Source organism: Pantoea sp. PNA 14-12, from assembly GCF_004364735.1.
In the GTDB taxonomy this organism is placed as follows: Bacteria; Pseudomonadota; Gammaproteobacteria; order Enterobacterales; family Enterobacteriaceae; genus Pantoea; species Pantoea stewartii.
The window spans coordinates 501321-528147 of the sequence record NZ_SOAJ01000002.1; the positions used below are offsets into that span (position 1 = coordinate 501321).

Annotated in this window: 25 protein-coding genes, 4 tRNA genes and 2 other RNA genes; 15 read left to right on the plus strand and 16 right to left on the minus strand. The window is 54.8% G+C overall.

What is annotated here, in order from left to right; genetic code table 11:
* Positions 1-47: 47 nt before the first annotated feature.
* Entirely contained in the window at positions 48-1466 is a 1419-nt protein-coding gene (gene gltX, locus C7434_RS09905; protein WP_058707734.1) for a glutamate--tRNA ligase, read from the minus strand.
* Positions 1467-1735: 269 nt separating this feature from the next.
* On the opposite strand from gltX, the gene C7434_RS09910 reads away from it, so the two are divergent.
* The 7 genes from C7434_RS09910 to C7434_RS09940 all read left to right on the plus strand — a co-directional run bounded on the left by C7434_RS09910 (position 1736) and on the right by C7434_RS09940 (position 3110).
* Positions 1736-1811: transfer RNA gene (locus C7434_RS09910), tRNA-Val, on the plus strand.
* Between the two features lie 47 nt (positions 1812-1858).
* Positions 1859-1934 (plus strand) — tRNA-Val (locus C7434_RS09915).
* A gap of 41 nt (positions 1935-1975) precedes the next feature.
* A tRNA-Val gene (locus C7434_RS09920) sits at positions 1976-2051 on the plus strand.
* Positions 2052-2055: 4 nt separating this feature from the next.
* Positions 2056-2131 (plus strand) — tRNA-Lys (locus C7434_RS09925).
* Between the two features lie 31 nt (positions 2132-2162).
* Positions 2163-2295: non-coding RNA, RtT sRNA (locus tag C7434_RS09930), on the plus strand.
* A gap of 43 nt (positions 2296-2338) precedes the next feature.
* Positions 2339-2471: non-coding RNA, RtT sRNA (locus tag C7434_RS09935), on the plus strand.
* Positions 2472-2756: 285 nt separating this feature from the next.
* The gene (locus C7434_RS09940; protein WP_006117791.1) at positions 2757-3110 is read left to right on the plus strand and encodes a FlxA-like family protein; all 354 of its coding nucleotides are present in this window, start codon (positions 2757-2759) and stop codon (positions 3108-3110) included.
* On the opposite strand, the gene C7434_RS09945 is transcribed toward C7434_RS09940, so the two are convergent.
* The gene (locus tag C7434_RS09945) at positions 3107-4027 is read right to left on the minus strand and encodes a LysR family transcriptional regulator (protein ID WP_033740794.1); all 921 of its coding nucleotides are present in this window, start codon (positions 4025-4027) and stop codon (positions 3107-3109) included. The genes C7434_RS09940 and C7434_RS09945 overlap by 4 nt on opposite strands.
* A 95-nt stretch (positions 4028-4122) precedes the next feature.
* Here C7434_RS09945 and C7434_RS09950 point away from each other — a divergent pair, with 95 nt between their 5' ends.
* A complete protein-coding gene (locus tag C7434_RS09950) occupies positions 4123-5130 on the plus strand; it encodes a bile acid:sodium symporter family protein (RefSeq protein WP_006117793.1) in 1008 nt (335 codons plus the stop codon).
* Between the two features lie 43 nt (positions 5131-5173).
* On the opposite strand, the gene C7434_RS09955 is transcribed toward C7434_RS09950, so the two are convergent.
* The 3 genes from C7434_RS09955 to zipA all read right to left on the minus strand — a co-directional run bounded on the left by C7434_RS09955 (position 5174) and on the right by zipA (position 8478).
* Positions 5174-5392, minus strand: a complete 219-nt coding sequence (locus tag C7434_RS09955; protein WP_039339860.1) for a DUF3820 family protein — start codon at positions 5390-5392, stop codon at positions 5174-5176.
* A 1-nt stretch (position 5393) separates the two neighbouring features.
* The gene (gene ligA, locus C7434_RS09960; RefSeq protein WP_133745413.1) at positions 5394-7412 is read right to left on the minus strand and encodes an NAD-dependent DNA ligase LigA; all 2019 of its coding nucleotides are present in this window, start codon (positions 7410-7412) and stop codon (positions 5394-5396) included.
* 67 nt (positions 7413-7479) lie between these two features.
* Positions 7480-8478 carry a cell division protein ZipA gene (gene zipA / locus C7434_RS09965; RefSeq protein ID WP_033740799.1) on the minus strand — a complete coding sequence of 333 codons (999 nt, stop codon included), beginning with the start codon at positions 8476-8478 and terminating at the stop codon, positions 7480-7482.
* Positions 8479-8696: 218 nt separating this feature from the next.
* Here zipA and cysZ point away from each other — a divergent pair, with 218 nt between their 5' ends.
* From cysZ to crr, 5 genes are all read left to right on the plus strand, one after another.
* Positions 8697-9464, plus strand: a complete 768-nt coding sequence (cysZ, locus tag C7434_RS09970) for a sulfate transporter CysZ (RefSeq protein ID WP_054687328.1) — start codon at positions 8697-8699, stop codon at positions 9462-9464.
* Positions 9465-9605: 141 nt separating this feature from the next.
* Positions 9606-10574 carry a cysteine synthase A gene (gene cysK / locus C7434_RS09975; RefSeq protein WP_033740801.1) on the plus strand — a complete coding sequence of 323 codons (969 nt, stop codon included), beginning with the start codon at positions 9606-9608 and terminating at the stop codon, positions 10572-10574.
* Positions 10575-10964: 390 nt separating this feature from the next.
* The gene (ptsH, locus tag C7434_RS09980) at positions 10965-11222 is read left to right on the plus strand and encodes a phosphocarrier protein Hpr (protein WP_003848868.1); all 258 of its coding nucleotides are present in this window, start codon (positions 10965-10967) and stop codon (positions 11220-11222) included.
* A gap of 159 nt (positions 11223-11381) precedes the next feature.
* Positions 11382-13109, plus strand: coding sequence for a phosphoenolpyruvate-protein phosphotransferase PtsI (ptsI, locus tag C7434_RS09985; protein ID WP_006117799.1), 1728 nt, complete (start codon positions 11382-11384; stop codon positions 13107-13109).
* A 42-nt stretch (positions 13110-13151) separates the two neighbouring features.
* The gene (gene crr, locus C7434_RS09990; RefSeq protein WP_006117800.1) at positions 13152-13652 is read left to right on the plus strand and encodes a PTS glucose transporter subunit IIA; all 501 of its coding nucleotides are present in this window, start codon (positions 13152-13154) and stop codon (positions 13650-13652) included.
* A gap of 50 nt (positions 13653-13702) precedes the next feature.
* Here crr and C7434_RS09995 read toward each other — a convergent pair whose 3' ends face one another.
* The 10 genes from C7434_RS09995 to C7434_RS10040 all read right to left on the minus strand — a co-directional run bounded on the left by C7434_RS09995 (position 13703) and on the right by C7434_RS10040 (position 22461).
* Positions 13703-15052, minus strand: a complete 1350-nt coding sequence (locus tag C7434_RS09995) for an ATP-binding protein (RefSeq protein ID WP_006117801.1) — start codon at positions 15050-15052, stop codon at positions 13703-13705.
* Positions 15049-15729, minus strand: coding sequence for a response regulator transcription factor (locus tag C7434_RS10000; RefSeq protein ID WP_006117802.1), 681 nt, complete (start codon positions 15727-15729; stop codon positions 15049-15051). The genes C7434_RS09995 and C7434_RS10000 overlap by 4 nt, the downstream gene beginning before the upstream one ends.
* A gap of 165 nt (positions 15730-15894) precedes the next feature.
* On the minus strand, positions 15895-16776 hold the full coding sequence (gene cysM / locus C7434_RS10005; protein WP_006117803.1) for a cysteine synthase CysM: 882 nt from the start codon (positions 16774-16776) through the stop codon (positions 15895-15897).
* Positions 16777-16891: 115 nt separating this feature from the next.
* On the minus strand, positions 16892-17980 hold the full coding sequence (gene cysA, locus C7434_RS10010; protein ID WP_006117804.1) for a sulfate/thiosulfate ABC transporter ATP-binding protein CysA: 1089 nt from the start codon (positions 17978-17980) through the stop codon (positions 16892-16894).
* Positions 17970-18845, minus strand: a complete 876-nt coding sequence (cysW, locus tag C7434_RS10015; protein WP_006117805.1) for a sulfate/thiosulfate ABC transporter permease CysW — start codon at positions 18843-18845, stop codon at positions 17970-17972. The genes cysA and cysW overlap by 11 nt, the downstream gene beginning before the upstream one ends.
* Positions 18845-19678 carry a sulfate/thiosulfate ABC transporter permease CysT gene (gene cysT, locus C7434_RS10020; protein ID WP_006117806.1) on the minus strand — a complete coding sequence of 278 codons (834 nt, stop codon included), beginning with the start codon at positions 19676-19678 and terminating at the stop codon, positions 18845-18847. The genes cysW and cysT overlap by 1 nt, the downstream gene beginning before the upstream one ends.
* The gene (locus tag C7434_RS10025) at positions 19678-20694 is read right to left on the minus strand and encodes a sulfate ABC transporter substrate-binding protein (RefSeq protein WP_033740805.1); all 1017 of its coding nucleotides are present in this window, start codon (positions 20692-20694) and stop codon (positions 19678-19680) included. The genes cysT and C7434_RS10025 overlap by 1 nt, the downstream gene beginning before the upstream one ends.
* Positions 20695-20900: 206 nt before the next feature.
* Entirely contained in the window at positions 20901-21521 is a 621-nt protein-coding gene (locus tag C7434_RS10030; protein ID WP_133745414.1) for an RpoE-regulated lipoprotein, read from the minus strand.
* A gap of 63 nt (positions 21522-21584) precedes the next feature.
* Complete coding sequence (locus C7434_RS10035; RefSeq protein ID WP_033740808.1) at positions 21585-22046, minus strand: DUF2919 domain-containing protein; 462 nt, start codon at positions 22044-22046, stop codon at positions 21585-21587.
* Positions 22036-22461 (minus strand): GNAT family acetyltransferase, encoded by a 426-nt coding sequence (locus tag C7434_RS10040; RefSeq protein WP_006117810.1) that lies wholly within the window; start codon positions 22459-22461, stop codon positions 22036-22038. The genes C7434_RS10035 and C7434_RS10040 overlap by 11 nt, the downstream gene beginning before the upstream one ends.
* A gap of 209 nt (positions 22462-22670) precedes the next feature.
* Between C7434_RS10040 and amiA the strand changes: the two genes are divergently transcribed.
* The gene (gene amiA, locus C7434_RS10045) at positions 22671-23516 is read left to right on the plus strand and encodes an N-acetylmuramoyl-L-alanine amidase AmiA (RefSeq protein ID WP_033740810.1); all 846 of its coding nucleotides are present in this window, start codon (positions 22671-22673) and stop codon (positions 23514-23516) included.
* Between the two features lie 48 nt (positions 23517-23564).
* Positions 23565-24479, plus strand: a complete 915-nt coding sequence (gene hemF / locus C7434_RS10050) for an oxygen-dependent coproporphyrinogen oxidase (RefSeq protein WP_033740812.1) — start codon at positions 23565-23567, stop codon at positions 24477-24479.
* 59 nt (positions 24480-24538) lie between these two features.
* On the opposite strand, the gene maeB is transcribed toward hemF, so the two are convergent.
* Positions 24539-26818 (minus strand): NADP-dependent oxaloacetate-decarboxylating malate dehydrogenase, encoded by a 2280-nt coding sequence (maeB, locus tag C7434_RS10055; protein ID WP_133745415.1) that lies wholly within the window; start codon positions 26816-26818, stop codon positions 24539-24541.
* Positions 26819-26827: the final 9 nt, after the last annotated feature.

Consider the following 26827-nt stretch of genomic DNA (forward strand, 5'->3'; position numbering starts at 1 on the left):
TCAGTAAGTGTCCTGATAACATCACCGCCAGCCGTCAAAAAGAAAGATTATTCGCTCTGCGCTTCGCGCTCAGCAATAAAGGCCAGCGCTTTCTCAATACGCTCAACGCTACGGCTGCGGCCAATCGCTTCGACCGTCACATCCAGTCCCGGTGACTGCCCTGCTCCGGTAACGGCTACACGCAATGGCATACCGACTTTACCCATACCGACGCCTAACTCATCGGCAGCCTGCTGGATAGCGGCATGCACCGTTTCGGCATTCCAGTCAGTCAATGCAGCCAGTTTATCGCGAACCAGTTCCAGTGGCTGGCGGGCGACCGGACGTAAATGCTTTTTCGCGGCATCCGCATCGAACTCTGTGAAGTCCTGGTAGAAATAGTGGCAGGATGCCGCCATCTCTTTCAGCGTTTTGCAACGTTCCCCCAACAGCGTAACGAGTTTCGCCAGCTCCGGGCCGGTACGTGTATCAATATTTTGCTGTTCGATGTGCCATTGCAGATGCGTGGCAACGTACTCAGGTGGCAGCGCATTAATATAATGATGATTTAACCACTGCAGTTTTTCCGTATTAAAGGCGCTGGCAGATTTGCTCACCGCGTCCAGGCTAAACAGCTCTGTCATTTCTTTAACGGAGAACACTTCCTGATCGCCATGGGACCAGCCCAGACGCACCAGATAGTTGAGCAGCGCTTCCGGCAGGTAACCATCATCACGGTACTGCATAACACCGACTGCACCATGGCGCTTAGACAGTTTTTTACCGTCATCGCCCAGGATCATGGAAACATGCGCGTAAACCGGTACCTGAGCCCCGATGGCTTTCAGAATGTTGATCTGACGTGGTGTGTTATTGATATGGTCTTCACCGCGCACAACATGCGTAATGCCCATATCCCAGTCATCGACCACGACACAGAAGTTGTAGGTTGGCGAGCCGTCGGTACGGCGAATAATCAGGTCGTCCAGTTCCTGATTACTGAATTCAATCGGGCCGCGAATCTGGTCATCAAAAATGACCGAGCCTTCCTGCGGGTTACGGAAGCGCACCACATGAGGCTCGTCTGCGGCATGGTGCTCGTGGCTGTCGCGGCAACGGCCGTCGTAACGCGGTTTTTCACCGTTCGCCATTTGGGTTTCACGCAGCGTTTCGAGACGCTCTTTAGAGCAGTAGCATTTATAAGCCGTGCCTGCTTCCAGCATTTCATCAATGACGGCGTTGTAGCGATCAAAGCGTTTGGTCTGATAATACGGGCCTTCATCCCAGTCCAGACTCAGCCAGTTCATACCGTCCATAATGGCTTCAATGGCTTCCGGTGTTGAACGCTCCAGATCGGTATCTTCGATGCGCAGCACAAACTCGCCCTGATGATGACGAGCAAAGAGCCATGAATAGAGTGCGGTACGAGCACCGCCTACATGTAAAAAGCCAGTAGGGCTTGGCGCGAAGCGAGTTTTGATTTTCATTCAGTATTGCCTTAAATGCGCGGGTTCTTGTCTGGATGACAAAAAACAGGTTAGACGCGAAAACAGTGCGCACATTCTAGCACCTGATGATGAATCCTCAATGCATGCAACGTAGAAGAGCGGCAGCAAAGCCCGCATTTCTGCTAAGAAAACCAGCATATTGGATAAAATCCCTGCGAGATGTTTAAAATTAAACCGAACGCACAATTAAGTTTTAAAAAGCGTTGACTCAAAATCAACTATCCCTATAATGCGACTCCACACAGCGGGGGTGATTAGCTCAGTTGGTAGAGCATCTCCCTTACAAGGAGGGGGTCGGCGGTTCGAACCCGTCATCACCCACCACTCTTAAGAAGGTTTAAGATGGCCCGCAGTGACAAGAGATAAGATATGGGTGATTAGCTCAGTTGGTAGAGCATCTCCCTTACAAGGAGGGGGTCGGCGGTTCGAACCCGTCATCACCCACCATATCTTAGTCAGATGACACTCTTGTGAAGCAGTACCGAAGTGGGTGATTAGCTCAGTTGGTAGAGCATCTCCCTTACAAGGAGGGGGTCGGCGGTTCGAACCCGTCATCACCCACCACTTCGGGTCGTTAGCTCAGTTGGTAGAGCAGTTGACTTTTAATCAATTGGTCGCAGGTTCGAATCCTGCACGACCCACCAATGTAGAAAGGCGCCCTAAAGGCGCCTTTTTGCTATGCGCAAAAAGTGCAGGATGAGAACCTGCTGCAGGTTCGACTGAATCGCGCAGCGATTCAGGCTGATGCGCCAGCATCACCCGAAGGGCGAGGCCCGCAGGGCCGAAGGCAATCCTGCACGACCCACCAAATTCAGGAAAAAGCGCCTTCAGGCGCTTTTTTCGTTTCTGCGCTCCGATGTCTGATGTGCAGGATGAGAAACTGCTGCAGGTTCGACTGAATCACACAGCGATTCAGGCTGATACGCCAGCATCACCCGAAGGGCGAGGCACGCCGGGCCGAAGGCTATCCTGCACGACCCACCAAATTCAGGAAAAAGCGCCTGAAGGCGCTTTTTTCGCTTCTGCGCTCCGCTGCCTGACGTGCGGAATGAGAATCTGCCGCAGGTTCAGTTACCCGCCCTGCTTTTTCCCACTGCCGAAATAATGAAACCAACAGCCGTATCCGCCACCGTTACCCGTCTACTCAACTGAATGGTAAGGACTAACGTTAATCTGTAAAAATCTTTTCGTAAATTTAACATTTTGAGGCATTAAGCTTTTGCCGCGCGCATCCGATAACCTAAAACGTCTAATTGCAAGGAGATCATCATGACAACTATTTCAACCAGCACACCGAGCATCGGCAGTGGCTCAACGTCAGATACGACAAGCGCCTCATCAGACACGGCAGCACAAATTGCCAGTCTGAATAAGCAGATTTCGCGCCTGAACGACCAGTTAAAAAGTCTGGGCGATGATAAAACACTGACCACCGAAGAAAAGAAGAAGCAGCAGGATACTATCAAAGCGCAGATTCAGGTTTTAGAAGCGCAAATCCAGCAGCTGCAACGCAAAGAGCAACAAAAAGCCGAAGCGAAACAGGCGGAAAAAGAAGGTAAAACCGTGTCAGCCGATGGCGTCAATCGCCCTACCCAAAATAATCAGCTCGACGTCTATATTTAAAACGCAGGACTGGAAGCACGTTGTTGCGTCAGCAGAGCTCCCTGCTGACGCACCTCCTGCCATATGGCCTCGCCCGCAGGCGTTAACGAGCGATTCTTGCGCTTAATTAATGTCAGGCTGCGATTGATCTCAGGATAGAGACGTCTTACCGTTAACGCGCGCCCCGCAGGAAGCGGTAACGCCAGCGCGGGTAAAATGCTGATCCCGATACCTGCATCCACCATAGGAAACAGCGTGGCCGGATGACCGATTTCCTGAACCACATTGATACTGATGTTCTGCTGACGTAACGCCGCGTCAATTAATATCCGGCTGCCCGACGCATAATCCTGAAGCACCATCGTACGTCCCTCCAACATCGGCCACCTTGCCTGCCCGACCTCAGCAAGCGGATCATCCTCCCGGCACAGCAGTAAAAAGGGTTCATCCAGTATGGCGCAGCAGTCGAATTCACTGTCATTCAGCGGGCCAATCACAATGCCAAAATCGACCTCGGCGTGACGTACGCTCTGAAGCACGGCCTGCTGCACCCGATCGTGCAGGATGATCTTTATTTCCGGGTAGCTCTGCTGACTGGCGGCAAGGCATTGCGGCATCAGGTGGGCTGAGATCGTCTGACTCGCCGCGATGCGTACCGTACCACTGCGTTGTTCGCCATAGCTACGAATATCCAGCAGCGTGGTGTTTATCTCTTCCAGCAACCTTTCCATACGTGAAGCCAGCTGCTGCCCGGCTTCGGTCAGCACCACCTCGCGCGTCGTGCGATCCAGCAAGCGGACGCCCGTTTCCGCTTCCAGCTCTTTAATGCTGTGGCTGACCGCAGACTGACTCAGCCCAATCGCCTGCCCTGCCTGGCTAAAGCCACCATAATGCGCAACGGCCACAAAGGTGCGTAACTGACGTAGGGAGTAATTCATTAATTTCTCGCATAGATTCATTTAATAAATCAATTTTATTTCTAAACCCTCATCACGCACAATCACTCCAGACTTAATTTAACCGGATTTTAACGATGGGATTTCTCCGTATTGACCCGATGATGATCAAGCTGATCATCACTGTACTTCTGGCCTCTTTCATTCCGGCGAGAGGCGGCTTCGTGGACTTTTTCACGTACCTGACCACCGCCGCCATCGCCCTGCTGTTCTTCATGCACGGTGCCAAACTGTCACGCGAAAAAATCATCGCAGGCAGCAGCCACTGGCGGCTTCACCTTTGGATCATGTGCAGTACGTTTGTTATGTTCCCGGCGCTGGGGCTGCTGATTGTCTGGTGGCATCCGGTTAACGTCGGCGCAGAAATTTATACCGGCTTCCTTTACCTCTGCATTTTGCCTGCCACCGTCCAGTCGGCCATCGCCTTCACCTCAATGGCTGGCGGCAATGTGGCTGCGGCGGTGTGCAGCGCATCGGCATCCAGCCTGTTAGGTGTTTTCGTCTCCCCGCTGCTGGTTAATCTGGTGATGGACGTCAACAGTAACGGACCAGGCGATGGCCTTGAGCAGGTGGGTAAAATCATGCTGCAACTGTTAGTGCCGTTTGTTTTAGGTCATCTGTCACGCCGCTGGATTAGCGGTTGGGTGGAAAGGAACCGTAGCCTGATTGGCATCACCGATCAGACGTCCATTCTGTTGGTGGTTTATTCCGCGTTCAGCGAAGCGGTGGTGAACGGCATCTGGAAACGCGTCGGGATTGATACGCTGCTGTGGATTCTGGCGGGCTGCATTCTGCTCCTGACGCTGGTGCTGATTATTAACTATCTTGCTGCGCGCCTGTTTGGCTTCAGTCGTCCCGATGAAATCGTGGTGTTGTTCTGTGGCTCGAAAAAGAGCCTGGCGAACGGCGTGCCAATGGCCAATATCCTGTTCCCCGCCAGCGCGGTGGGTATCATCGTCCTGCCACTGATGATTTTTCACCAGGTTCAGTTGATGGTGTGCTCGTTTATTGCCGGACGCTACAAGCGAACCAATGCGTTGCAGGCGGAGAAAAGCAAAGCGGCTGTCGTGGAATCGCAGAAATAACGGAAACACGTTCAGACAAGCGGCCTCATGCGAGGCCGCGAACTCAGTCACCGCGCTTTAAAGGTTTAACTAACCCTTCCAGCCCTTCAATTTTTATCGCCAGGGTAAGCTGCATCAGCTCCCCCAAACGGCCAGCCGGAAACTCGCCGCTGCGGGCGAACCACAGCAGATAGGGCTCTGGCAAATCAATCAGCATCCGGCCTTTATATTTGCCAAACGGCATGGCCGTATTCGCAATCTCGATCAGCGCCTGCTTATCCATCTCAGGCACCGAGTCGCCGGATCATTTCGGCTTCATCAATGATCTCGATGCCCAGCTCCTGCGCTTTTGCCAGCTTCGAACCCGCAGCTTCTCCTGCGATCAGCAAATCGGTTTTCTTCGATACGCTGCCGCTGACTTTGGCACCGAGTTCGATGAGTCGCGCTTTGGCATCGTCCCGGTTCATCTGCGAGAGTGAGCCCGTTAACACTACGGTCTTGCCTGCAAACGGACTGTCGATCTCGCCGGGGTTCACCGCCACCACCTGGGGCCAGTGGATACCAATATCTTCAACCAGCTGCCGGATCACCTCGCGGTTGCTCTCTTCTTCCATGAAGTGACGTACGTGCTTCGCGACGACCGTGCCCACATCCTGAACCGCAATCAGCGCGTCCAGATCGGCATCCATGACCTTTTGCAGATCGCCAAAATGACTGGCCAGGTTTGCCGCCGTGGCTTCGCCGACTTCGCGAATACCCAGCGCATAGAGGAAACGCGCCAGCGTAGTGGATTTGGCTTTTTCCAGCGCGTCGACCACATTCTGCGCCGACTTCGCGCCCATACGATCTAACCCGGTCAGGGTTTCACGGCTGAGCCGGAACAGATCGGCCGGGGTTTTGACGTACTCTTTCTCGACCAGTTGATCGATAATCTTGTCACCCATGCCGTCAACGTCCATGGCGCGCCGCGACACAAAATGCTTCAGCGCTTCTTTGCGCTGTGCGCCACAGATTAAGCCACCGGTACACCGCGTGACCGCCTCGCCCTCAACGCGTTCAACATCGGAACCGCACACCGGGCACTGAGAAGGAAACACGATCTCACGGGCATTGTCAGGCCGTTCGCTGGTTACAACGTTGACCACCTGAGGAATCACATCGCCGGCACGACGAATCACGACTTTGTCGCCAATGCGCAGGCCAAGGCGTTCAATTTCATCGGCATTATGCAATGTGGCATTGCTGACCATCACGCCTGCCACCTGAACGGGTTCCAGCCGGGCAACAGGTGTGATAGCGCCCGTCCGCCCCACCTGGAACTCGACGTCACGCACAATCGTCATCTGCTCCTGCGCAGGAAACTTGAACGCCACGGCCCAGCGCGGCGCGCGCGCGACAAAGCCCAGCTTTTCCTGCAATTCCTGCGAATCGACTTTAATCACCACGCCGTCGATATCAAAACCCAGCGTGGCCCGCTCTGATTCAACCTCGTGATAAAACGCCAGCGCTTCATCGGCGTTCTGCACCAGACGAATACGGTCACTGACCGGCAGGCCCCAGGCTTTGAACTGTTGCAGTCGCGCCATGTGGCTGCGGGGCATCTCGCCCCCTTCCAGCAGGCCCAGTCCATAGCAGAAGAACGTTAGCGGTCGTTTCGCGGTGATACGGGGATCCAGCTGGCGCAACGAGCCCGCTGCCGCATTGCGTGGATTGGCAAAGACTTTGCCCTCTGTACGGCGCGCCTCGGCATTGAGTTTTTCAAAGCCGCTTTGCGTCATAAACACTTCTCCACGCACTTCTACTCTGGCGGGAATATTGTCCCCTTTGAGGCGCAGCGGAATGGCACGAATCGTCCGCACATTCGTCGTGATATTTTCGCCTGTTGTGCCATCGCCGCGCGTCGCCGCGCGCGTTAATAAGCCATCTTCATACAACAGGCTGACCGCCAGGCCATCCAGTTTGAGTTCACAGCAATAGGTGAGATCGTCGGTGCTTTTCAGACGATCCTGGACACGCTTATTGAAGGCCCTGAAGCTGGGTTCATCGAACGCGTTATCCAGTGACAGCATCGGCACTTCATGGCGTACCTGCTCAAATACCATCAACGGGGCGGCCCCTACGCGCTGCGTGGGGGAATCAGGCGTGATCAGATCAGGATGCTGTGCTTCCAGATCCCGCAGTTCCCGCATGAGGCGATCGTATTCCGCATCCGGCACTTCCGGCGCGTCCATAACGTGATACAGATATTCGTGATGGCGCAACGTGGTGCGCAGTTCAGTGATGTGTTCCTGGACGGATTTCATATAACCCCATCAGATAAAAAACCCCCGACAGGCGGGGGTTCATCATAATAATTTGAAAAAGTGTGGATTACTCGCGGGATTCGACCACATCGCGGATACGCGCTTTGTAGGTTTCCAGCTTTTGCGGCGTCATCATCCGGCGTTCGTCATCCAGTACCACACCGCCCACATCGTCCGCGATACGCTGCGCGGACTGTAGCATCAGCTTAAAGTTCTGATTCGCATCGCCATACGACGGCACCATCATGAAAATGGAGACGCCGGGCGTGGTGAAGTCGGTCATTTCGTCAGGATTGAAGGAACCGGGTTTCACCATGTTAGCCAGACTAAACAGCACAGGACCGCTGCCTGCCGGACTGAGATGACGATGGAAAATGTTCATTTCACCAAACTGAAAACCGGCCTGCAAAATGCCCTGTAGCAAGGCTTCACCATTCAGCTGACCGCCTGAGTGCGCCGCGACATGCAGCACAAGCACCGCTTCTTTGGGCTTACTGCTGGTCTGCGGACGAGGTTCAGGTTGTTTCGGCTGCGGCGGCGGACTGACCACCTCAGGTTCAGGCTCATAGTCAGGCTCAGGTTCGGCCTGATAAACAGGATTAGGCTGAACGCTGTCCAGCGGATCGCTATCCAGCAACGGATCGGCCTGAACCGGCGGTGCGGTGAAGGCTGGTGGCTGGCGAGTCGGTGCAGGCCGTTGTGGCGCACGTTCCGGTTGCGGTGCCGGGTCAAAAAGAGGATCGCTTTCAGGCTGCGGCGCAGAAGGCTGACGCGGGCGCTCCTTAACAGGCTCACGCCGCACTTCAGGCTGTGGCTCGCGGATGTCGTCAAAATGAGGCTCCTGGTGCCCGCGCGTATTACGCACACGCACTTCACCGACGCCGTCATCAACGTCGTCGGTCAGCGTCTCATCATCATGTTCATCACGTTGTTTCAAACGTTTGTGCGGGCGATCGCGGAAGACTGAAGAGCGTTCTTTACGGCTGGTCCACAGTCCGTGAATAAGAAGCGCTATAATGGCGATCGCGCCAACAACGATTAATATCAGACGCAAATCCTGCATCATTGTATTCTCTGTTGTTCCAATACCTTGCCACCGCGGCAAACTTTATTCTCTAACTGTATTTGCCCTGCCAGATAAGTGCAAGTCTGTGCAGTATTTTCTCACAAATAAGATAGCTCACCGCCACTTTTTCGCTGTTTTTTTACCCAAACGGCACCTGGTCAGCAGAAAAAGCCAGGTTATAGTAGGCGCGCCTTAACATCTTCAGGAGAACTGGCTCGATGGCTGTGAATAATTCCGTTTCCTCTTTTAATGGCGTGCACTATTTTAGCCAGGGCTGGAAGCTAATCAGGTTACCGGGCATACGGCGCTTCGTCATCATCCCCTTGCTGGTCAACATCCTGCTGCTAGGCGGCGCCTTTGTCTGGTTATTTTTCCGTCTTGACGAGTGGATCCCCAAACTGATGTCGCATGTGCCGGACTGGCTGCAATGGCTCAGCTATGTGCTGTGGCCGCTGTCGGTGATTTCGGTGGTGCTGGTGTTTAGCTATTTCTTTTCAACGATAGCCAACCTGATTGCCGCGCCGTTTTGCGGCCTGCTGGCGGAACAACTTGAGGGGCGGCTGACGGGTAAACCACTGCCTGACAGCGGCTGGCTGGGCATGGTTAAAGACGTGCCGCGCATCATGAAACGCGAATTACAAAAGCTGGGCTACTACCTGCCCCGCGCACTGGGCCTGTTATTACTTTATTTAGTTCCGGGTTTTGGGCAGACGGTGGCACCCGTGCTGTGGTTTATGTTCAGCGCCTGGATGTTGTCTGTTCAGTATTGCGACTATCCTTTCGATAACCATAAAGTCAGTTTTCAGCAGATGCGTCATGCCTTACGCCAGCACAAGACAGCCAATATGCAGTTTGGCGCGCTGGTGAGCCTCTTTACAATGATTCCCGTGGTGAACCTGGCCATTATGCCGGTCGCCGTGTGCGGGGCCACCGCGATGTGGGTTGATCGCTACCGGGCGAACCTGGCTCGTGAAAGCCTGCGCTGAACATATCAACTATCCTTATGCAATTTTCGGCAGGTCTTATCGCCATGAGACATATAGATATATGATTTCTTTCCTTCCGCCACGGGGCAGAACAGGTATGCTCAGAGGGTTCCCAATAATTCATACAGTTAAGGACAGGCTATGAGTAAGATCTATGAAGACAACTCTTTGACAATTGGTCATACGCCGCTGGTTCGACTGAACCGCATCGGTAACGGCCGCATCCTTGCGAAGGTTGAGTCCCGTAACCCGAGCTTCAGTGTGAAATGCCGTATCGGTGCCAACATGATTTGGGACGCAGAAAAACGCGGTATTCTTAAGCAAGGTATTGAACTGGTTGAACCGACCAGCGGTAACACCGGTATTGCATTAGCCTACGTGGCCGCCGCGCGCGGTTACAAACTGACGCTGACCATGCCGGACACTATGTCTGTTGAGCGCCGTAAGTTGCTTAAAGCCCTGGGGGCGAATCTGGTCCTGACCGAAGGCGCAAAAGGCATGAAAGGCGCGATCGCCAAAGCCGAAGAGATCGTGGCCAGCGATCCCGACAAATATTTACTGCTGCAGCAGTTCAGTAACCCGGCCAACCCGGAAATTCACGAGAAAACCACCGGTCCCGAAATCTGGGAAGACACGGATGGTGAAGTGGATGTGTTCATTGCCGGTGTGGGGACCGGCGGCACGCTGACAGGCGTAAGCCGTTACATCAAAAACACCCAGGGTAAGAAATCCTTGATCACCGTGGCCGTAGAACCCACTGACTCACCGGTGATTGCGCAGGCGATGGCGGGCGAAGAGCTCAAACCCGGCCCGCATAAGATTCAGGGGATTGGCGCGGGCTTTATTCCGGGTAACCTGGATTTGGCGCTGATCGATTTAGCTGTCGGCATCACTAATGATGAAGCGATCGCCACGGCCCGTCGCCTGATGGAAGAAGAAGGCATTCTGGCCGGTATCTCTTCGGGTGCCGCCGTTGCCGCCGCGCTGAAGTTGCAGGAAGATGAAGCCTACGCCAACAAAAACATCGTTGTCATTCTTCCTTCTTCCGGTGAGCGCTATCTCAGCACCGCGCTGTTTGCCGATCTTTTCACGGAAAAAGAGCTGCAATAGCCCGAAATTCGCCCTGGACAAACGCTTAAAAAGCACCCTGACGGGTGCTTTTTTGTGGCGCAGATCTCACTTTTACCATGCAGCCAATTGATTTCAGTCGTGTGGCTCTGGTATTTAGACTGCCAATTATTTCGATGCCTGAAATTAATCCTCCTTTGAAGTGGATCAAGCTGAATCAAGTTTCAGATTTAGTGAAAGGGCGAATCACGGCATAATTACCCGGTGACGTGCTCAACTCGTGTTTTGACACGCAGCGGGAATGAAACACTCATTCAAGCGCATTTGTTCGATTGTAAGTTGTATACCCGCGCACCTACACAGGCTAAAGTTACGGCTCCAGGCTAGACTTTAGATCCATAACACTCATCCTGAAAACGTTGGGGAAATAGAATGTTCCAGCAAGAAGTTACCATTACCGCACCAAACGGACTGCATACTCGCCCTGCTGCGCAATTTGTCAAAGAAGCTAAAGCCTTCCAGTCAGAAATCACCGTGACCTCCAACGGCAAATCGGCCAGCGCCAAAAGCCTGTTTAAGCTGCAGACTCTGGGTCTGACTCAGGGCACCGTTGTCACACTTTCTGCGGAAGGTGAAGATGAGCAAAAAGCCGTAGAGCATCTGGTTAAGCTGATGGCGGAACTGGAGTAATCTCCTTTCTGCTCCGCTTAAAACGACTCTTCTGCGCCATTGTGTGCAACATCTTGATCGCGGACAACCTGTCCGCGTTATTGCTTTCGTAGAGTACGTGTCACACGACTATGGCAACGCAACGAGTCCAGTCAGCCATCGTGATAAAAAGGTAGGGTTATGATTTCAGGCATTTTAGCATCACCAGGTATCGCTTTCGGCAAAGCTCTGCTGCTGAAAGAAGACGAGATCGTCATCAACCGTAAAAAAATTTCAGATGACCAGGTTGAGCAGGAGGTTCAGCGCTTTCTGCAAGGGCGTAGCAAAGCGGCTGAGCAACTTGAAGCCATTCGTATCAAAGCCAGCGAATCCCTGGGTGAAGAAAAAGCAGCCATCTTCGAAGGCCACATTATGTTGCTGGAAGACGAAGAGCTGGAGCAGGAAATCATCGACCTGATCAAAAAAGATCACGCCACTGCTGATGCTGCTGTGAACTCCGTCATCGACGCCCAGGCAAAAGCCCTGGAGGAGCTGGACGACGAATACCTGAAAGAGCGTGCGGCAGACGTGCGTGACATCGGTAAGCGTCTGCTGCAAAACATTTTAGGTCTGCACATTGTCGACCTGAGCGCAATCCAGGAAGAATCTATTCTGGTGGCGAAAGATTTAACGCCATCCGAAACCGCACAGCTGAATCTGAAAAAGGTGCTGGGCTTTATTACCGATTTGGGTGGCCGTACCTCGCACACCTCAATCATGGCACGCTCGTTAGAAATCCCGGCGATTGTCGGCACCGGTAACGTGACCGCCACCATCAAAAACGGCGATTTCATCATTCTGGACGGGGTGAACAATGCGATTCACGTTAATCCGTCTGAGGCGGTTCAGGAAGAGCTGAAAGCGGTGCAGAATCAGTATCTGTCTGAAAAACACGAGCTGGCGAAGCTGAAAGATCTGCCGGCTGTTACGCTGGATGGCCATCAGGTTGAAGTCTGCGCCAACATCGGTACGGTACGCGATATCGCCGGTGCCGAGCGCAACGGCGCAGAAGGTGTTGGCCTGTACCGCACTGAGTTCCTGTTTATGGATCGCGACTCACTGCCGACCGAAGAAGAGCAGTTCCAGGCGTATAAAGCGGTCGCAGAAGCCATGGGATCGCAGGCCGTGATCGTCCGTACCATGGATATTGGCGGTGATAAAGACCTGCCTTACATGAACCTGCCTAAAGAAGAAAACCCGTTCCTGGGCTGGCGCGCCATCCGTATTGCGATGGATCGTAAGGAAATTCTGCATGCACAGCTGCGTGCTATCTTACGTGCCTCTTCTTTCGGTAAGCTGCGCATCATGTTCCCGATGATCATTTCGGTTGAAGAAGTGCGTACGCTGAAAGCGGAACTGGAGCTGCTGAAAGCGCAGTTACGCGAAGAAGGTAAAGCGTTTGACGAGTCAATCGAAGTGGGCATTATGGTGGAAACGCCTGCCTCTGCCGTGATTGCACGTCACCTGGCGAAAGAAGTCGACTTCTTTAGCATTGGGACAAACGATTTGACGCAGTATACTCTTGCAGTAGATCGTGGTAATGATTTGATTTCGCACCTGTATAACCCGATGACGCCTTCGGTACTGAACCTCATCAAGCAAGTCATTGATGCGTCTCATGCTGAAGGTAAATGGACTGGCATGTGTGGTGAGCTGGCAGGTGACGAACGTGCTACACTACTGTTACTGGGAATGGGGCTGGACGAATTCAGCATGAGTGCCATTTCTATCCCTGGCATCAAGAAAATTATTCGTAATACACATTTCGAAGATGCGAAGGCGTTGGCAGAGCAGGCACTGGCTCAACCTACGGCGGAAGACTTGATGAACCTGGTGAACAAGTTCATTAAAGAAAAAACGCTCTGCTGATCCACGAGATGCTGGCCCCAAATTACTGCTTAGGAGAAGATCATGGGTTTGTTTTCTAAACTTTTTGGCGAAAAAACAGATAGCGCTGGGACAATTGATATCGTAGCGCCTCTGTCTGGCGAAATCGTGAATATTGAAGACGTACCAGATGTGGTGTTTGCAGAAAAAATCGTGGGTGACGGTATTGCGATCAAACCAAGCGGCAACAAAATGGTTGCGCCGGTTGATGGGACTATCGGCAAGATTTTCGAAACCAACCATGCCTTTTCAATCGAATCCGATAATGGCATTGAGCTGTTCGTGCATTTCGGCATCGATACCGTCGAACTGAAAGGCGAAGGCTTCAAACGCATCGCCGAAGAAGGTCAGAAGGTTAAAAAAGGCGACGTGGTGATCGAATTCGATCTGCCGCTGCTGGAAGAGAAAGCAAAATCCACACTGACCCCTGTTGTCATTTCCAATATGGATGAAATCAAGGATTTGACAAAACTGTCTGGTCAGGTCGTCGTGGGTGAAACCCCGGTGATTCGCATCAAAAAGTAATACACAAACGGCACCTCAGGGTGCCGTTCTCTTATGCTTCACGTCTCTGCTTAATGCGGCTGCCAGCGGGGCAAACGCAGTGTCAGCTCCAGTCCGCCTTCAGGCCGGTTAACCGCCCTGACCTCGCCATGATGCGCCAGTACCACTTTACGCACAATTGCCAGCCCCAGCCCGTAGCCTTTACCCAGTAACGGCGAATTGACCCGGACAAAGGGATCAAAGATGCTGGACAGCTTATTCTCATCGACGCCTGGCCCCTGATCCCGCACCTGAATCGCCAGCCACTGTTGCTCAACCTGCAGGCTGACCTCAATGCGCTGACCCGGCAGCGAAAAGCGTAAAGCATTACGCAGCACGTTCTCAATGCCTCGCCGGCATAACTCAGCATTCCCGCGTACGGTATGATCGGCCTGCTCATCAACGTTAAACACGACCTCGACGCCGGGGATCTGCGCTTCATAACGGAGATCGGTAACCACCGCCTCTAATAAGCCGGCCAAATCAAAATAGTGTTCGCCCGGCACACTTTCATGCTCGGCACGCGCCAGGGTTAACAGTTCACCAATCATCTTATCCAGCCGCTGTGCCTCTTCGTCGATGCGATCCAGCGAGTCATTCACGTTTTCTGGCCGCTGTCGCGCCAGGCCCGTTGCCAGCTGCAGACGGGCAAGCGGCGAGCGCAGTTCATGAGAGATGTCATGAAGCAGGGCTTCACGGGCACGCACCAACGTGTCCAGGCGTTCAACCATGGCATCGAACGCCTGCGCCACGCTGGAGAGCTCGTCATGACGCTTACGCAGCGCAGGATAGAGCCTGATGCTTAAGTCGCCATTGGCTACCCGCGAAAAACCTTCACGCAGTTGTCGCATAGGGCGCGTCAGGTTCCATGCCAGCAGCAGGCTAAACAGCAACCCCACAGACCCGGCGAAAATGAACATGGGCTCAGGAATATTCAGGAAATTATGTGGCCGCCCCTCCCGGCTCATTGTGCGTATGCCTTTCAGATCGTACAGCAGCTCATAGCTCTTGCCGTCCGGGCTCTGTGCCTGGCGCACAAGATGGTCGGGAAAAAAGGATTTTTCGGGCGTTTCGGGCGCAAGCGGCGGTGCCTCTGCGTTGCGGAGATTATCCAGTGCGCGTACATGCAAAAACGCCCGATCTTCCGGGGCCCACTCCGCCATCATCGCATCCAGCGCTGACGGGCCGCCCCGCTCCAGCACCGACACGGCTGACGCCATCAGCGCGTCAGCCAGCCGCTGGGTGACCAAATATTCAGGGGGATGATGCCGCGTACCGGAAAGTGAGAAACCCAGCCAGATCAGCTGACTGATAATCAGGAAAACCAGCCAGAACCCCAGCAGGATCTTCCAGAACATGCGCCCACGGTAAGTTTGATTCATCGAATGCGATAACCAATGCTGCGAACGGTTTCGATGGTGATGCTGTCGGCGGTGAGCGCGCTGAGCTTCTGACGGATATTACTGATATGCACATCCACGCTGCGATCGTACGCTTCACGCGGTCGTCCCAGACCTTTCTCAGACAGCTCGTCTTTCGTCACCACCCGGTCCGGTGAACGCAGCAGCAAATCCAGCAGATTAAATTCAGAGGCGGTCAGATCAAAGGCTTTCCCCTGCCATTCCGTCACGCGGTTGGCCGCATTGAGTGTTAACTCTCCCCATTGCAGCGTCTCTTTTTTATCCTGCAGAGGCGCATGCTCCTCAATCCGACGCAGTACGGCACGCAAGCGCGCCACCAACTCACGGGGATAACACGGCTTGGGCATATAGTCATCGGCCCCCATTTCCAGGCCGATAACCCGATCAATATTGTCGCCCTTGGCCGTCAGCATAATCACCGGCAGACGGCTTTGCTGGCGCACCTGGCGCAGGACATCGGTGCCGCTCATATCCGGCAGCATAATATCCAGAATCATGGCGCTGTACTCACCGGACAGCGCCCCCTGCACACCGGCAGTGCCGGTTAACACCAGTTGCGTATCAAAGCCTTCCGTGATCAGATACTGGCTCAGCATCGTGCCTAATTCTACGTCGTCATCTACCAGCAGGATTTTCATTGTTATCTCTCTTACGTCACTGGCGCTATTTTGAACCGGGCCAGCGAAACGCGCAGCCAGTTTTACGCGATCCTTACAGATGCCAGTAAGCTTAGCCAAATAAACAAGACTCAGGCAGCCGACGGCGCAGCATAAGCCTTCAGAGGGCGTAATGGCTGCGTGGCGTTACTGATAAACGCCGGTAGAGAGATAGCGATCGCCACGGTCACAAACAATGGCCACCACGACGCTTCCAGGATGGGCGCTGGCAATACGCAGCGCGCCCGCGACCGATCCGCCTGAGCTGACGCCGCAGAAAATACCTTCACGCCGGGCCAGCGCCCGCATGGTCTCTTCGGCTTCCTGCTGCCCCATATCAATTACCTCATCCACCAACTCGGGCCGGTAAATGCCGGGCAAATACGCCTGAGGCCAGCGGCGAATCCCAGGAATGCTACTGCCTTCTTTAGGCTGCAGGCCAATCACTTTCACGCCCGTCTTATGTTCTTTTAAAAACCGCCCTACGCCGGTAATCGTGCCGGTGGTGCCCATACTGGAGACAAAATGCGTCATGCGCTGATTCGACTGGGCCCACAGCTCCGGTCCCGTGGTCTGGTAGTGGCCCAGTGGATTGTCTGGGTTATTAAACTGGTCCAGCACCGTTCCCTCACCGCGCGCCGCCATCGCCTGGGCTAAATCACGCGCGCCCTCCATGCCCTGCTCCCGACCTATCAGGACTAACTCGGCCCCATAGGCACGCATCGCATCCTGCCGCTCCTGGCTCATATTATCCGGCATCAGTAAGCGCAACCGGTAGCCTTTCATCGCCGCGATCATCGCCAGCGCGATACCGGTGTTGCCACTGGTGGCCTCAATCAGCTGATCGCCCGGTGTTATCTCGCCTCGCCGTTCCGCCTGATGAATCATCGACCAGGCTGCGCGATCTTTGACGGAACCTGCGGGGTTGTTGCCCTCCAGTTTCAGCCAGATCTCACTGCCATTGTCAGGCGTCAGGCGCTGTAACCTGATAAGCGGTGTATTACCGATTGTGTGTTCCAGAGTGGTCACGGTGCATATCCTGGCGAAACGATACCGTTACGAATCAGGCCAGAGCCTGAGGTATGGCGGTATAAACATTAAAAAAGGGCGGGACATTGTCCCGCCCTGCGTGAAAAAGAAAATATCAGGCGCTGTGCGCAAAGGCAACTGCCCGCAATGGCGTGGCGCCCTGATAGAGCCTGGCCTGTTGCAGCCCGACAAACAGGCGCTCGCCGCGCAGTGGCGCGGTCTGATCACCATCGAACACCAGCGAGAAAGGTTCGCTCTGCCAGCCCGCAGGCTGCACGACCAACTGCCAGAAATGGCCACGCGGACTCACCTCAAGGACCTGTACCGGTAAAGGGGTTTCCAGGCTGCTTTTACGCGAAACATCAATTTCCCAGGGACGCAGGAACAGATCAACCGCGCCCTGATGGGCGGAGGTATAGCCTAACGGCCAGTGATGCGCCCCGACATGGAACTGGGAACCATGAACCTCACCATCAAAGCGGTTAACTTCGCCCAGGAATTCCAGCACGAAGCGCGTCGCCGGATCGCGCCAGACCTCATCCGGCGTGCCCACCTGCTCGATGCTGCCCTGACTCATCACCACGACGCGGTCGGCAACTTCCATTGCCTCTTCCTGATCGTGCGTGACAAATACGCTGGTGAATTTTAATTCTTCATGAAGCTGGCGTAACCAGCGGCGCAGCTCTTTACGCACCTGGGCATCCAGCGCACCAAAAGGCTCATCCAGCAGCAGAATTTGCGGCTCGACGGCCAGTGCTCTTGCCAGCGCCACGCGCTGCTTCTGACCACCCGAGAGCTGAGCCGGAAAGCGGTTTGCCAGATGCGACAGCTGCACCATCTCCAGCAGACGTGTTACACGATTTTTGATTTCGGCACTGGATGGCCGCTCACGACGCGGCAGCACGGTCAGGCCAAAGGCAATGTTGTCAAACACGGTCATATGGCGGAACAGCGCATAGTGTTGAAAAACAAACCCGACTTTACGATCTCGGGCATGCAGGCGACTGACGTCATGCTCATGAAAACGAATCTGGCCGCTGTTCTGATGCTCCAGCCCGGCGATAATTCGCAGCAGGGTCGTTTTACCGGAACCGGAAGGCCCCAGCAACGCCACCATCTGGCCCGACGGGATATCCAGTGAAATATCGTTCAGCACCGCTGTGCGACCAAAGGATTTGTTGATTTGTTTAATCTCAATGCTCATGATTTTCCTCCAGTTGCAGGCGTTTGTGCTGCTGCTCTAAGCGCCACTGCACAATGCTTTTCAAAAACAGGGTCAGGATGGCCATGACGGTCAGCAACGCGGCGGCAGTGAAGGCACCCACCGTGTTGTAATCCTGATGCAGTAATTCGACCTGAAGCGGCAAAGTGTAGGTTTCGCCGCGAATGGAGCCGGATACCACAGATACCGCACCGAACTCGCCAATGGCGCGGGCATTGGTCAGCACCACACCGTACAGCATTGCCCAGCGAATATTCGGTAACGTCACACGGCGAAACATCTGCCAGCCCGACGCGCCCAACAGCACCGCAGCCTCATCTTCATGACTGCCCTGGCTCAGCATGACCGGCACCAGTTCGCGAACCACGAACGGACAGGTCACGAAGACGGTGACCAGCACCATACCCGGCCAGGTGAACATCACCTGAATATTGTGGGCATCCAGCCAGCCGCCTGCCGGACCGTTAATGCCCCAGAACAGCAGGTACATCAGGCCAGCCACAACCGGCGAGACCGCGAACGGAATATCAAACAGGGTTAACAACAGCTGGCGACCAGGAAACGTAAAGCGGGTGACCAGCCAGGCCAGCAAGGTGCCGAAGACCAGATTGACCGGCACGGTAATCAGCGCCACCAGTACGGTCAGCCAAATCGCGTGCAGCATATCGCTGTCGGTCAGGTTACGCAGAGTCAGGCCAAGCCCGCTGTGCAGCGCTTCCCAGAAGATGGAGACCATCGGCACCACCAGCAGCAGCACCGAGATCAGCACACCCGTGCCGATAAGCAGCCATTTACCCCAGTTTACGGGCTGGCGATCGGCATGATTGAGTTGCGAAATATCGGCCATCAGTGACCTCCCAGACGACGGCCAAAGCGGCTCTGTAAGGTATTAATGGCAAACAGCAGCAGCAACGACGCCGCCAGAATGACCGACGCGATGGCGCTGGCGGCCGGATAATCAAACTCCTGCAGACGGACGAAAATCATCAGTGAGGTCACTTCTGTTTTCCAGGCAATATTGCCCGCGATAAAGATCACCGCGCCAAACTCGCCCAGGCTGCGGGTAAACGACAGCGCAGTGCCCGCCAGCAACGCCGGAGCCACTTCCGGCAGCACAACGCGACGGAAACTTTGCCAGGGCGTTGCGCCCAGAGTCTGCGCCGCCTCTTCGTATTCCGGACCTAACTCTTCCAGCACCGGCTGCACCGTCCGGACAACAAACGGGATACTGGTGAAGGCCATCGCCAGCGCGATACCAATCCAGGTGTAGGAAATCTTAATGTCGAAATGAGCAAACCATTGACCGTACCAGCCGTTTACCGAAAACAGACCGGCCAGGGTTAACCCTGCGACGGCGGTTGGCAATGCAAAGGGCAAATCCATTAAACCATCCAGCAACGTGCGACCCGGGAAGCGATAACGCGTTAAAACCCAGGCCATCAGCATGCCAAACAGGGCATTGAACAATGAGGCAACGCCGGCCGACAGCAGCGTCACTTTATAGGCTGCAATCAGTTGGGGATTGGTCACCACGTCCCAGTATTGCTGCAATGTCATCTGCGACAACTGCATGATGAGGGCACTGATGGGCAGCAGCAGAATCAGGCAGGTAAACAGCAGACTGGTGCCCAGGCTCAGGCCGAAACCGGGCAAAACACGTTTTTGGCTGGCTGCAAACATTATCCACGCCCCGCCGCTAACAGTTGATCCAGTTCACCGCCACTTTCGAAATGGGTTTTCATAACGTTATTCCAGCTACCAAATACGTCTTCAACCCGAAACAGCTGTGTGGCTGGAAAGCGATCTTTTTGCTGCTCCATCAGCTGCGGATTGTTCACGCGATAATAAAAGTCCGTAATGATTTTCTGTGCCTCGGGCGAATACAGCCAGGTCAGATAAGCCTTCGCCGCGTCGGCTGTTTTATTGTGTTCAACGTTTTTATCGACCCAGGCGACGGGGAACTCCGCCAGGATATCGGTTTTTGGCACCACGACTTCGTAATCCTCTTTGCCGTACTGATTACGAATGGTGTTGACCTCCGATTCGAAGCTGATCAGCACATCCCCTAAGCCGCGTTCAGCAAAGGTGGTGGTGGCGCCGCGTCCGCCTGTGTCGAAAACCTCGACGTTTTTCAGAAACTGTGTCATCCAGGCGCGCGTTTTTGCCTGGTCGCCGCCGTCCGCTTTCTCTGCGGCACCCCAGGCGGCAAGATAGGTATAACGCCCGTTACCCGAGGTCTTCGGATTCGGGAAAATCAGCTTCACGTCGTCACGGGTTAAATCGGACCAGTCATGAATCTGCTTAGGGTTACCCTTGCGAACCAGAAACGCCATGGTGGAATAAAACGGTGAACTGTAATTCGGCAGGCGCGTTTGCCAGTCGGCCGGGATGAGTTTGCCTTTGTCATGCAGCACCTGTACATCCGTCACCTGATTATAGGTCACCACATCGGCACGCAGCCCTTGCAGGATGGCCAGCGCCTGTTTAGAAGAACCCGCATGCGACATTTTGATGGTGAGTTTATCGTCCGGATGTTGCGCATCCCACTGGCTGACAAAAGGCGCGTTCAGGGCGACGAACAGTTCACGTGAAACGTCATAAGAGCTGTTTAACAGCTCTGTGGCGTGCGCGGCGCCAGCAAGGCCCAGCGACAGCGCGATTCCGCTCACGATTTTTTTCATCGCTTTGAAGGTCATGGTTCACCCTGAAGAAATTTGATGCAGATCTCATCCGCAGATACAGCAGTTTATTTATAACTCAGCGTAAACCCGTAACGGTTTTATATATCGTTTGTTGATTTCAAAGTCGAAAAAGGCATAAGGCGGCGGGAAAAGAATGCGCAAAAACAGAATTGGGTTGGCAGGGCGCACTGAACGCCCTGCGGGAGGCAAAATTACGGGGCTTAACGCTGCCAGACGAACTTGCTGAGTTTCCAGCTTTTCAGCGTGTCATCGGCGGGCAGTAATCCTTCCGGACCGTGCCAGGTCCCGCTGTAAACGTAGCGCAGATGCGGGCTGCCAGGCACACGGCATTCGACGTCATGATTGTCTAACCCGGCAGCCACAATGCAGTTATTAAAGGCTTTGTCATATCTGGCGCTAAACGCATCGCCAATTTTGCTGCCGTCGGCACTGGCAATGTCGTTGTCCGTCACCTCAATGCGGTCAACCTGTGACTGACCATAAATGACCAGCTTAACCTGACCGTCCTTCATCGCCTGCCAGAAGGACACCACCTGACCGTTCTGGCCACGCATGCCCTGACGCAGATCGTAGTTGCCCTTAAGCCCGTCTTTGATGGCCGATTCGTTCATCGCCGTGGCACTGTTGATCCCACCAACGCCCTGATCGCTGATCGTCAGTGAAGGACCAAACCAGTTCCATGGCAGCGCAGAAGACCAGTGGTAACTCAATGGATTCCACCAGCGTACCTGCTGGCTGCTGTTGGCGTCAGGGCCGGAGGAACTGGCACACCCACTGACCAGCATGGTCACCGTCAGTATCGTGTAACGAACAGCTTTCATGAAAACTCCTGTTAATAAATAGATCTGGGCAAAACGGATTGGAGTCGCAAAGCGGCAAAAAGTTTATTCGGGATCGTGTGGCGGCAAAAAGCAGGCGCGAAGCCGGACACTGATCAGTAACCACAGCAGTGCCAGCAGATCAAACAGCGTAAACAGCAGCGGCAACGGTGAGCTGAGCAGATCGGTCTGGACGAGTTGTACGCTTTGCCAGAGCAAATTCGCCCCTAACGAGACCACCAGCACCAGGCGCCAGCTGCGCCACACTCGGGGTAAACGCGACCGGTAGCCCGTGAGCAACAGCCCCGACAGCGCTGGCAGACCCAACACCAGTCCTGACCAGAACGCCTGGCGATCCGGATAGAAAAGGGCCAGAAGATCGTTTCCCTGCTGGCGTGACGCGCCGGCCATCACCAGGAGCCACCAGGTGCGCGACTGCAATAGCAGAATCAGCCAGAAAAGAAACGGCAGGCGCAGTTGCCCTTTGTCGTCGTACTCCTCAGGCGGCCAGACCGAATTAATATTCACGATCTTCGATTAAACGTTTGCCCAGCAACACCACATCGACCGTTTCATAATCCAGCTTTTCATAGAAGGCAACGACCTGGTCGTTCTCTTCCCGCACCATCAGGTGAATTTTAGGGCAACCGCGCGCAATGAGTTTTTTCTCCAGGCGATTCATCAGGGCATTGGCAAAGCCGCGGCCCTGATAATCCGGATGCACCGCCAGATAGTAAGCCGCGCCACGGTGACCATCGTAACCGCCCATTACGGTACCGACGACTTCGCCCCCAACTTCCGCCACCAGAAACAGGTCGGCGTCATGATGCATTTTGCGTTCGATGTCCAGCTCCGGATCGTTCCATGGCCGTAACAAATCGCAGCGTTCCCAGAGCGTGATCACTTCTTCAAAATCTTCCTGGCGGAAGGTGCGGATTTCCATCTTCTGTACCTGCAGTTCACCTCAATTTGCTGATTATCACGCTTTCTTCGGCGGGTGCAACCCTGACTGCTGACGGCAACGTTAAAAAAAAAGAAATTGCCGGTTACCAGGCTGAAAAACAAAGTAATAACCTGAAATGGTTGAAAGATCGCACCGGGCATAATGTTACGCTATAACACGGTGCATTATGACTGCTCAGGGACATGCACATGCACTTACTCAAACGTTTAATTCATCGTCGCCAGCTGCTGCTGTCCGGGCTGGCGCTCGCCATATTGTCCCCGCGCGCGGTGCAGGCGAAGGAACAGCAGGCTTCGCTCTCTACCCGACCCTCGTCGCCCAGGCCGCGGGTTAACAACGGCAAGCGCATCGTGATGCTCGATCCGGGCCACGGCGGTATCGATTCGGGTGCGGTCGGCGAAGAGGGTTCCGAAGAAAAACACATTGTTTTAGACATCGCCAGTAATGTGCGCAGTCTGCTGCAGTCACATCCGCGTATCGAGGTCCGCCTGACGCGTGACAGCGACCATTTCATTCCGCTCTACCAGCGGGTGGAGATTGCGCATCAGCACGGTGCGAACCTCTTTATGTCAATCCATGCGGATGGCTATACCAGCCCGGATGCCAGCGGTGCCTCTGTGTTCGCGTTATCTAATCGGGGTGCCAGCAGCAGCATGGCGCGTTACCTGTCGAAACGTGAAAATGACGCGGACAAGGTCGGCGGAGCCAACGTGGAACAGCAGGACCAGTATTTACAGCAGATTCTGTTTGATCTGGTGCAAACGGACACCATCAGAAACAGCCTGACCCTGGGCAAACACGTTCTGGACCAGATTCGCCCGGTGCATCACCTTCACAGCCAGCATACCGAACAGGCCGCCTTTGCCGTGCTGAAGTCGCCGTCCATTCCCTCGGTGCTGGTGGAAACGTCTTTTATTACCAATCCGCGCGAAGAGCAGTTGCTGGGCACGACCGCCTTTCGGCAGAAGATTGCCTCGGCTATCGCCACAGGTATCATTAACTACTTTGATGAGTATGATCGTCGAATGTCATAGTAGATCAGCTATAATCACGGCCAATTTTTACTAAGAGAAGCCTATCCCATGCCTGATATCTCCCGCGTAAAAACGTTCCTGCTGGATTTGCAGGATGAGATTTGTCGCAAGCTGACTGCCGAAGACGGTGGCGCGCAGTTCACTGAAGACCGCTGGGAACGCCCCGGCGGTGGCGGTGGACGAAGCCGTGTGCTGCGTAATGGTGCCGTGTTTGAACAGGCTGGCGTGAATTTCTCCCATGTTCATGGCGACCAGATGCCAGCCTCCGCGACGGCACATCGTCCTGAGCTGGCCGGATGCAGTTTCGAAGCCATGGGCGTTTCGCTGGTTATCCATCCCAACAACCCGTATGTACCGACCAGTCATGCGAATGTGCGCTTTTTCATTGCCGAAAAACCCGGTGCCGAGCCGATCTGGTGGTTTGGCGGCGGCTTTGATATGACGCCGTTTTACGGGTTTGAAGAAGATGCGCTGCACTGGCATCAGACCGCCTTCGATATCTGCCAGCCTTTTGGCGAGGATGTCTATCCCCGGTTTAAAAAGTGGTGCGACGACTATTTCTATCTGAAACACCGCGACGAGCAACGCGGTATTGGTGGGCTGTTTTTTGACGATATCCACGAGCCGGGCTTTGAACAAAGTTTTGCCCTTATTCAGGCCGTCGGCCGGGGCTTTCTGGACGCTTACCAGCCGATTGTGGCGCGCCGCAAGCACATGCCTTATGGCGACCGCGAGCGGCAGTTCCAGCTTTACCGCCGGGGTCGCTATGTAGAGTTCAATCTGGTGTGGGATCGGGGCACGCTGTTTGGCCTGCAAACCGGAGGCAGAACGGAATCCATTTTGATGTCCCTGCCGCCCATGGTGCGCTGGGAATATAACTATCATCCTGAACCTGACTCACCCGAGGCCGCGCTCTACCGTGACTTCCTGCCGGTGAAAAACTGGCTCAACCTGCCTGAGTAATCCACGCTGCCGGCTCAGGAACGTGCCGGGGCGGCAACCCGGGTCGCCGCCCCGGTTGATTACAGCGGCTGCGTCTGCGCTTCCACCACCGCCAGCGCCACCATATTGACGATCCGGCGCACGGACGCGATGCGCGTCAGCACGTGCACCGGCCGGGTCATGCCCATCAGCACCGGCCCGACCGTTACGCCTTCCGAACAGGACACGCGCAGCAGATTGTAGCTGATGCGCGCCGCTTCCACGTTGGGCATGATCAGCAGGTTTGCGCTGCCTTTCAGCGGGCTGTCGGGCATGATTTCCCGCCGGATGCTTTCCACCAGCGCCGCATCGCCGTGCATCTCCCCGTCGATTTCCAGCTCAGGCGCGCGCTGTTGCACCAGCGTCAGTACATCGCGCATTTTCTGCGCACCAGGCGCACTGGAGGTGCCAAAGCTGGAGTGCGACAGCAACGCCACGCGCGGCTCAATCCCAAAGCGACGCACGGTTTCCGCCGCCATCAACGTAATATCCGCCAGCTGTTCCGGTGTAGGATCGGCGTTGACGTAAGTATCCGCAATAAACGTGTTGCCATTCGGCAGTAACAGCGCATTCATGGCACCGGCCACCTTCACATCACTCCGCAGGCCCAGCACGCGCTCCACAATTTCGTAGTGCTCGTTATAATCGCCGATGGTGCCGCAGATCAGCGCATCGGCCTCACCACGGTAGACCATGATGGCACCGATGAGGGTCGGATTGCCAATAACGGCGCGCTGCGCCTGCTCGGGGGTGACACCGCGCCGCTTCATCATCTGGTAATACTCATTCCAGTACGCTTTAAAGCGGGGATCGGATTCGTTATTCACGATTTCAAAATCCTTTCCGGCCTCAATTTTGAGCCCCTGTTTTTCTAACCGCATGGCGATCACGTTGGGGCGACCTATCAGGATGGGTTTCGCCAGCCCCAGCGAGACCAGCTCCTGCGTAGCATGCAGCACCCGCACCTCTTCGCCCTCCGCCATCACCACCCGTTTCGGGGCTTTACGCGCCTGGGAAAAGATCGGCTTCATAAACAGGTTGGTCTTATACACAAACTCCGTGAGTTGCTCCCGGTAGGCATCAAAGTCAGCCACAGGCCGGGTTGCCACGCCGGACGCCATCGCCGCTTTCGCCACGGCAGGGGCTATCTGCACGATTAAACGTGGATCAAAGGGTTTGGGAATCAGATAGTCCGGTCCGAAGCGCAGGTCCTGATCGCTATAGGCCGAAGCCACTACGTCGCTTTGTTCCGCCTGTGCCAGTTCGGCAATGGCGTGTACGGCCGCCAGCTTCATCTCTTCATTGATGGCGGTGGCCCCCACATCCAGCGCGCCACGAAAGATAAACGGGAAGCAGAGCACGTTGTTCACCTGATTAGGAAAATCAGAACGTCCGGTGCAGATAATCGCATCCGGCCGTACGGCTTTCGCCAACGGCGGCAGAATTTCGGGATGGGGATTTGCCAGCGCCAGAATCAGCGGATCTTTCGCCATGCTTTTCACCATATCCTGCGTCAGGACATCCGGTCCGGAACAGCCCAGGAAAATATCTGCGCCCTGGATCACGTCGGCCAGCGTGCGCTTGCCGTGATCCTCCACGGCATAATCGGCTTTGGTGGCCGCCATATTGGGTTCGCGGTCACGGTAAATCAGCCCTTTCGAATCGCACACCTGAATATGGTCTTTCTGCAAGCCCAGCGCGACCAGCAGGTTCATACAGGCAATGGCCGATGCGCCCGCGCCTGACACCACCAGCCGTACATCAGCGATAGCCTTGTTGACGATGCGTAGTCCGTTCAGCACCGCCGCCGTACAGATGATGGCCGTGCCATGCTGGTCATCGTGAAACACCGGAATTTTCATGCGTTGCCGCAGTTGCTGTTCGATATAAAAACACTCGGGCGCTTTGATATCTTCAAGATTGATTCCGCCAAACGTGGGTTCCAGCGCGGCAATCACCTCGATCAGCTTATCGGGATCCTGTTCGTCGACCTCAATATCAAAAACGTCAATGCCCGCGAATTTCTTAAACAGAACGCCCTTGCCTTCCATCACCGGTTTCCCGGCCAGTGCGCCGATGTTCCCCAGCCCCAGTACCGCCGTACCGTTTGAAATCACCGCCACCAGATTGCCGCGCGCGGTGTACTTGTGCGCCGCCAGCGGATCGGCGGCGATTTCTAAACAGGGCGCCGCCACGCCAGGAGAATAGGCCAGCGCCAAATCCCGCTGGGTGGCAAGAGGTTTGGTGGGGGAAACCTGAATTTTTCCGGGAGTGGGATACTGATGAAAATCAAGCGCACTCTGCTTCAGTTGGTCATCCATTTGACATCC

What these genes read in the sequence shown, in the direction of transcription:
- C7434_RS09955 (WP_039339860.1), bottom strand. Translation starts at nt 5,392, where the DNA reads ATGGATAAGCAGGCGCTGATCGAGATTGCGAATACGGCCATGCCGTTT.
- ptsI (WP_006117799.1), top strand. Translation starts at nt 11,382, where the DNA reads ATGATTTCAGGCATTTTAGCATCACCAGGTATCGCTTTCGGCAAAGCT.
- cysK (WP_033740801.1), top strand. Translation starts at nt 9,606, where the DNA reads ATGAGTAAGATCTATGAAGACAACTCTTTGACAATTGGTCATACGCCG.
- cysZ (WP_054687328.1), top strand. Translation starts at nt 8,697, where the DNA reads ATGGCTGTGAATAATTCCGTTTCCTCTTTTAATGGCGTGCACTATTTT.
- C7434_RS10000 (WP_006117802.1), bottom strand. Translation starts at nt 15,729, where the DNA reads ATGAAAATCCTGCTGGTAGATGACGACGTAGAATTAGGCACGATGCTG.
- cysA (WP_006117804.1), bottom strand. Translation starts at nt 17,980, where the DNA reads ATGAGCATTGAGATTAAACAAATCAACAAATCCTTTGGTCGCACAGCG.
- hemF (WP_033740812.1), top strand. Translation starts at nt 23,565, where the DNA reads ATGCCTGATATCTCCCGCGTAAAAACGTTCCTGCTGGATTTGCAGGAT.
- C7434_RS09995 (WP_006117801.1), bottom strand. Translation starts at nt 15,052, where the DNA reads ATGAATCAAACTTACCGTGGGCGCATGTTCTGGAAGATCCTGCTGGGG.
- gltX (WP_058707734.1), bottom strand. Translation starts at nt 1,466, where the DNA reads ATGAAAATCAAAACTCGCTTCGCGCCAAGCCCTACTGGCTTTTTACAT.
- maeB (WP_133745415.1), bottom strand. Translation starts at nt 26,818, where the DNA reads ATGGATGACCAACTGAAGCAGAGTGCGCTTGATTTTCATCAGTATCCC.
- zipA (WP_033740799.1), bottom strand. Translation starts at nt 8,478, where the DNA reads ATGATGCAGGATTTGCGTCTGATATTAATCGTTGTTGGCGCGATCGCC.
- amiA (WP_033740810.1), top strand. Translation starts at nt 22,671, where the DNA reads ATGCACTTACTCAAACGTTTAATTCATCGTCGCCAGCTGCTGCTGTCC.
- C7434_RS09950 (WP_006117793.1), top strand. Translation starts at nt 4,123, where the DNA reads ATGGGATTTCTCCGTATTGACCCGATGATGATCAAGCTGATCATCACT.
- C7434_RS09945 (WP_033740794.1), bottom strand. Translation starts at nt 4,027, where the DNA reads ATGAATTACTCCCTACGTCAGTTACGCACCTTTGTGGCCGTTGCGCAT.
- ligA (WP_133745413.1), bottom strand. Translation starts at nt 7,412, where the DNA reads ATGAAATCCGTCCAGGAACACATCACTGAACTGCGCACCACGTTGCGC.
- ptsH (WP_003848868.1), top strand. Translation starts at nt 10,965, where the DNA reads ATGTTCCAGCAAGAAGTTACCATTACCGCACCAAACGGACTGCATACT.
- C7434_RS10025 (WP_033740805.1), bottom strand. Translation starts at nt 20,694, where the DNA reads ATGACCTTCAAAGCGATGAAAAAAATCGTGAGCGGAATCGCGCTGTCG.
- cysT (WP_006117806.1), bottom strand. Translation starts at nt 19,678, where the DNA reads ATGTTTGCAGCCAGCCAAAAACGTGTTTTGCCCGGTTTCGGCCTGAGC.
- C7434_RS10040 (WP_006117810.1), bottom strand. Translation starts at nt 22,461, where the DNA reads ATGGAAATCCGCACCTTCCGCCAGGAAGATTTTGAAGAAGTGATCACG.
- C7434_RS10030 (WP_133745414.1), bottom strand. Translation starts at nt 21,521, where the DNA reads ATGAAAGCTGTTCGTTACACGATACTGACGGTGACCATGCTGGTCAGT.
- cysW (WP_006117805.1), bottom strand. Translation starts at nt 18,845, where the DNA reads ATGGCCGATATTTCGCAACTCAATCATGCCGATCGCCAGCCCGTAAAC.
- C7434_RS09940 (WP_006117791.1), top strand. Translation starts at nt 2,757, where the DNA reads ATGACAACTATTTCAACCAGCACACCGAGCATCGGCAGTGGCTCAACG.
- crr (WP_006117800.1), top strand. Translation starts at nt 13,152, where the DNA reads ATGGGTTTGTTTTCTAAACTTTTTGGCGAAAAAACAGATAGCGCTGGG.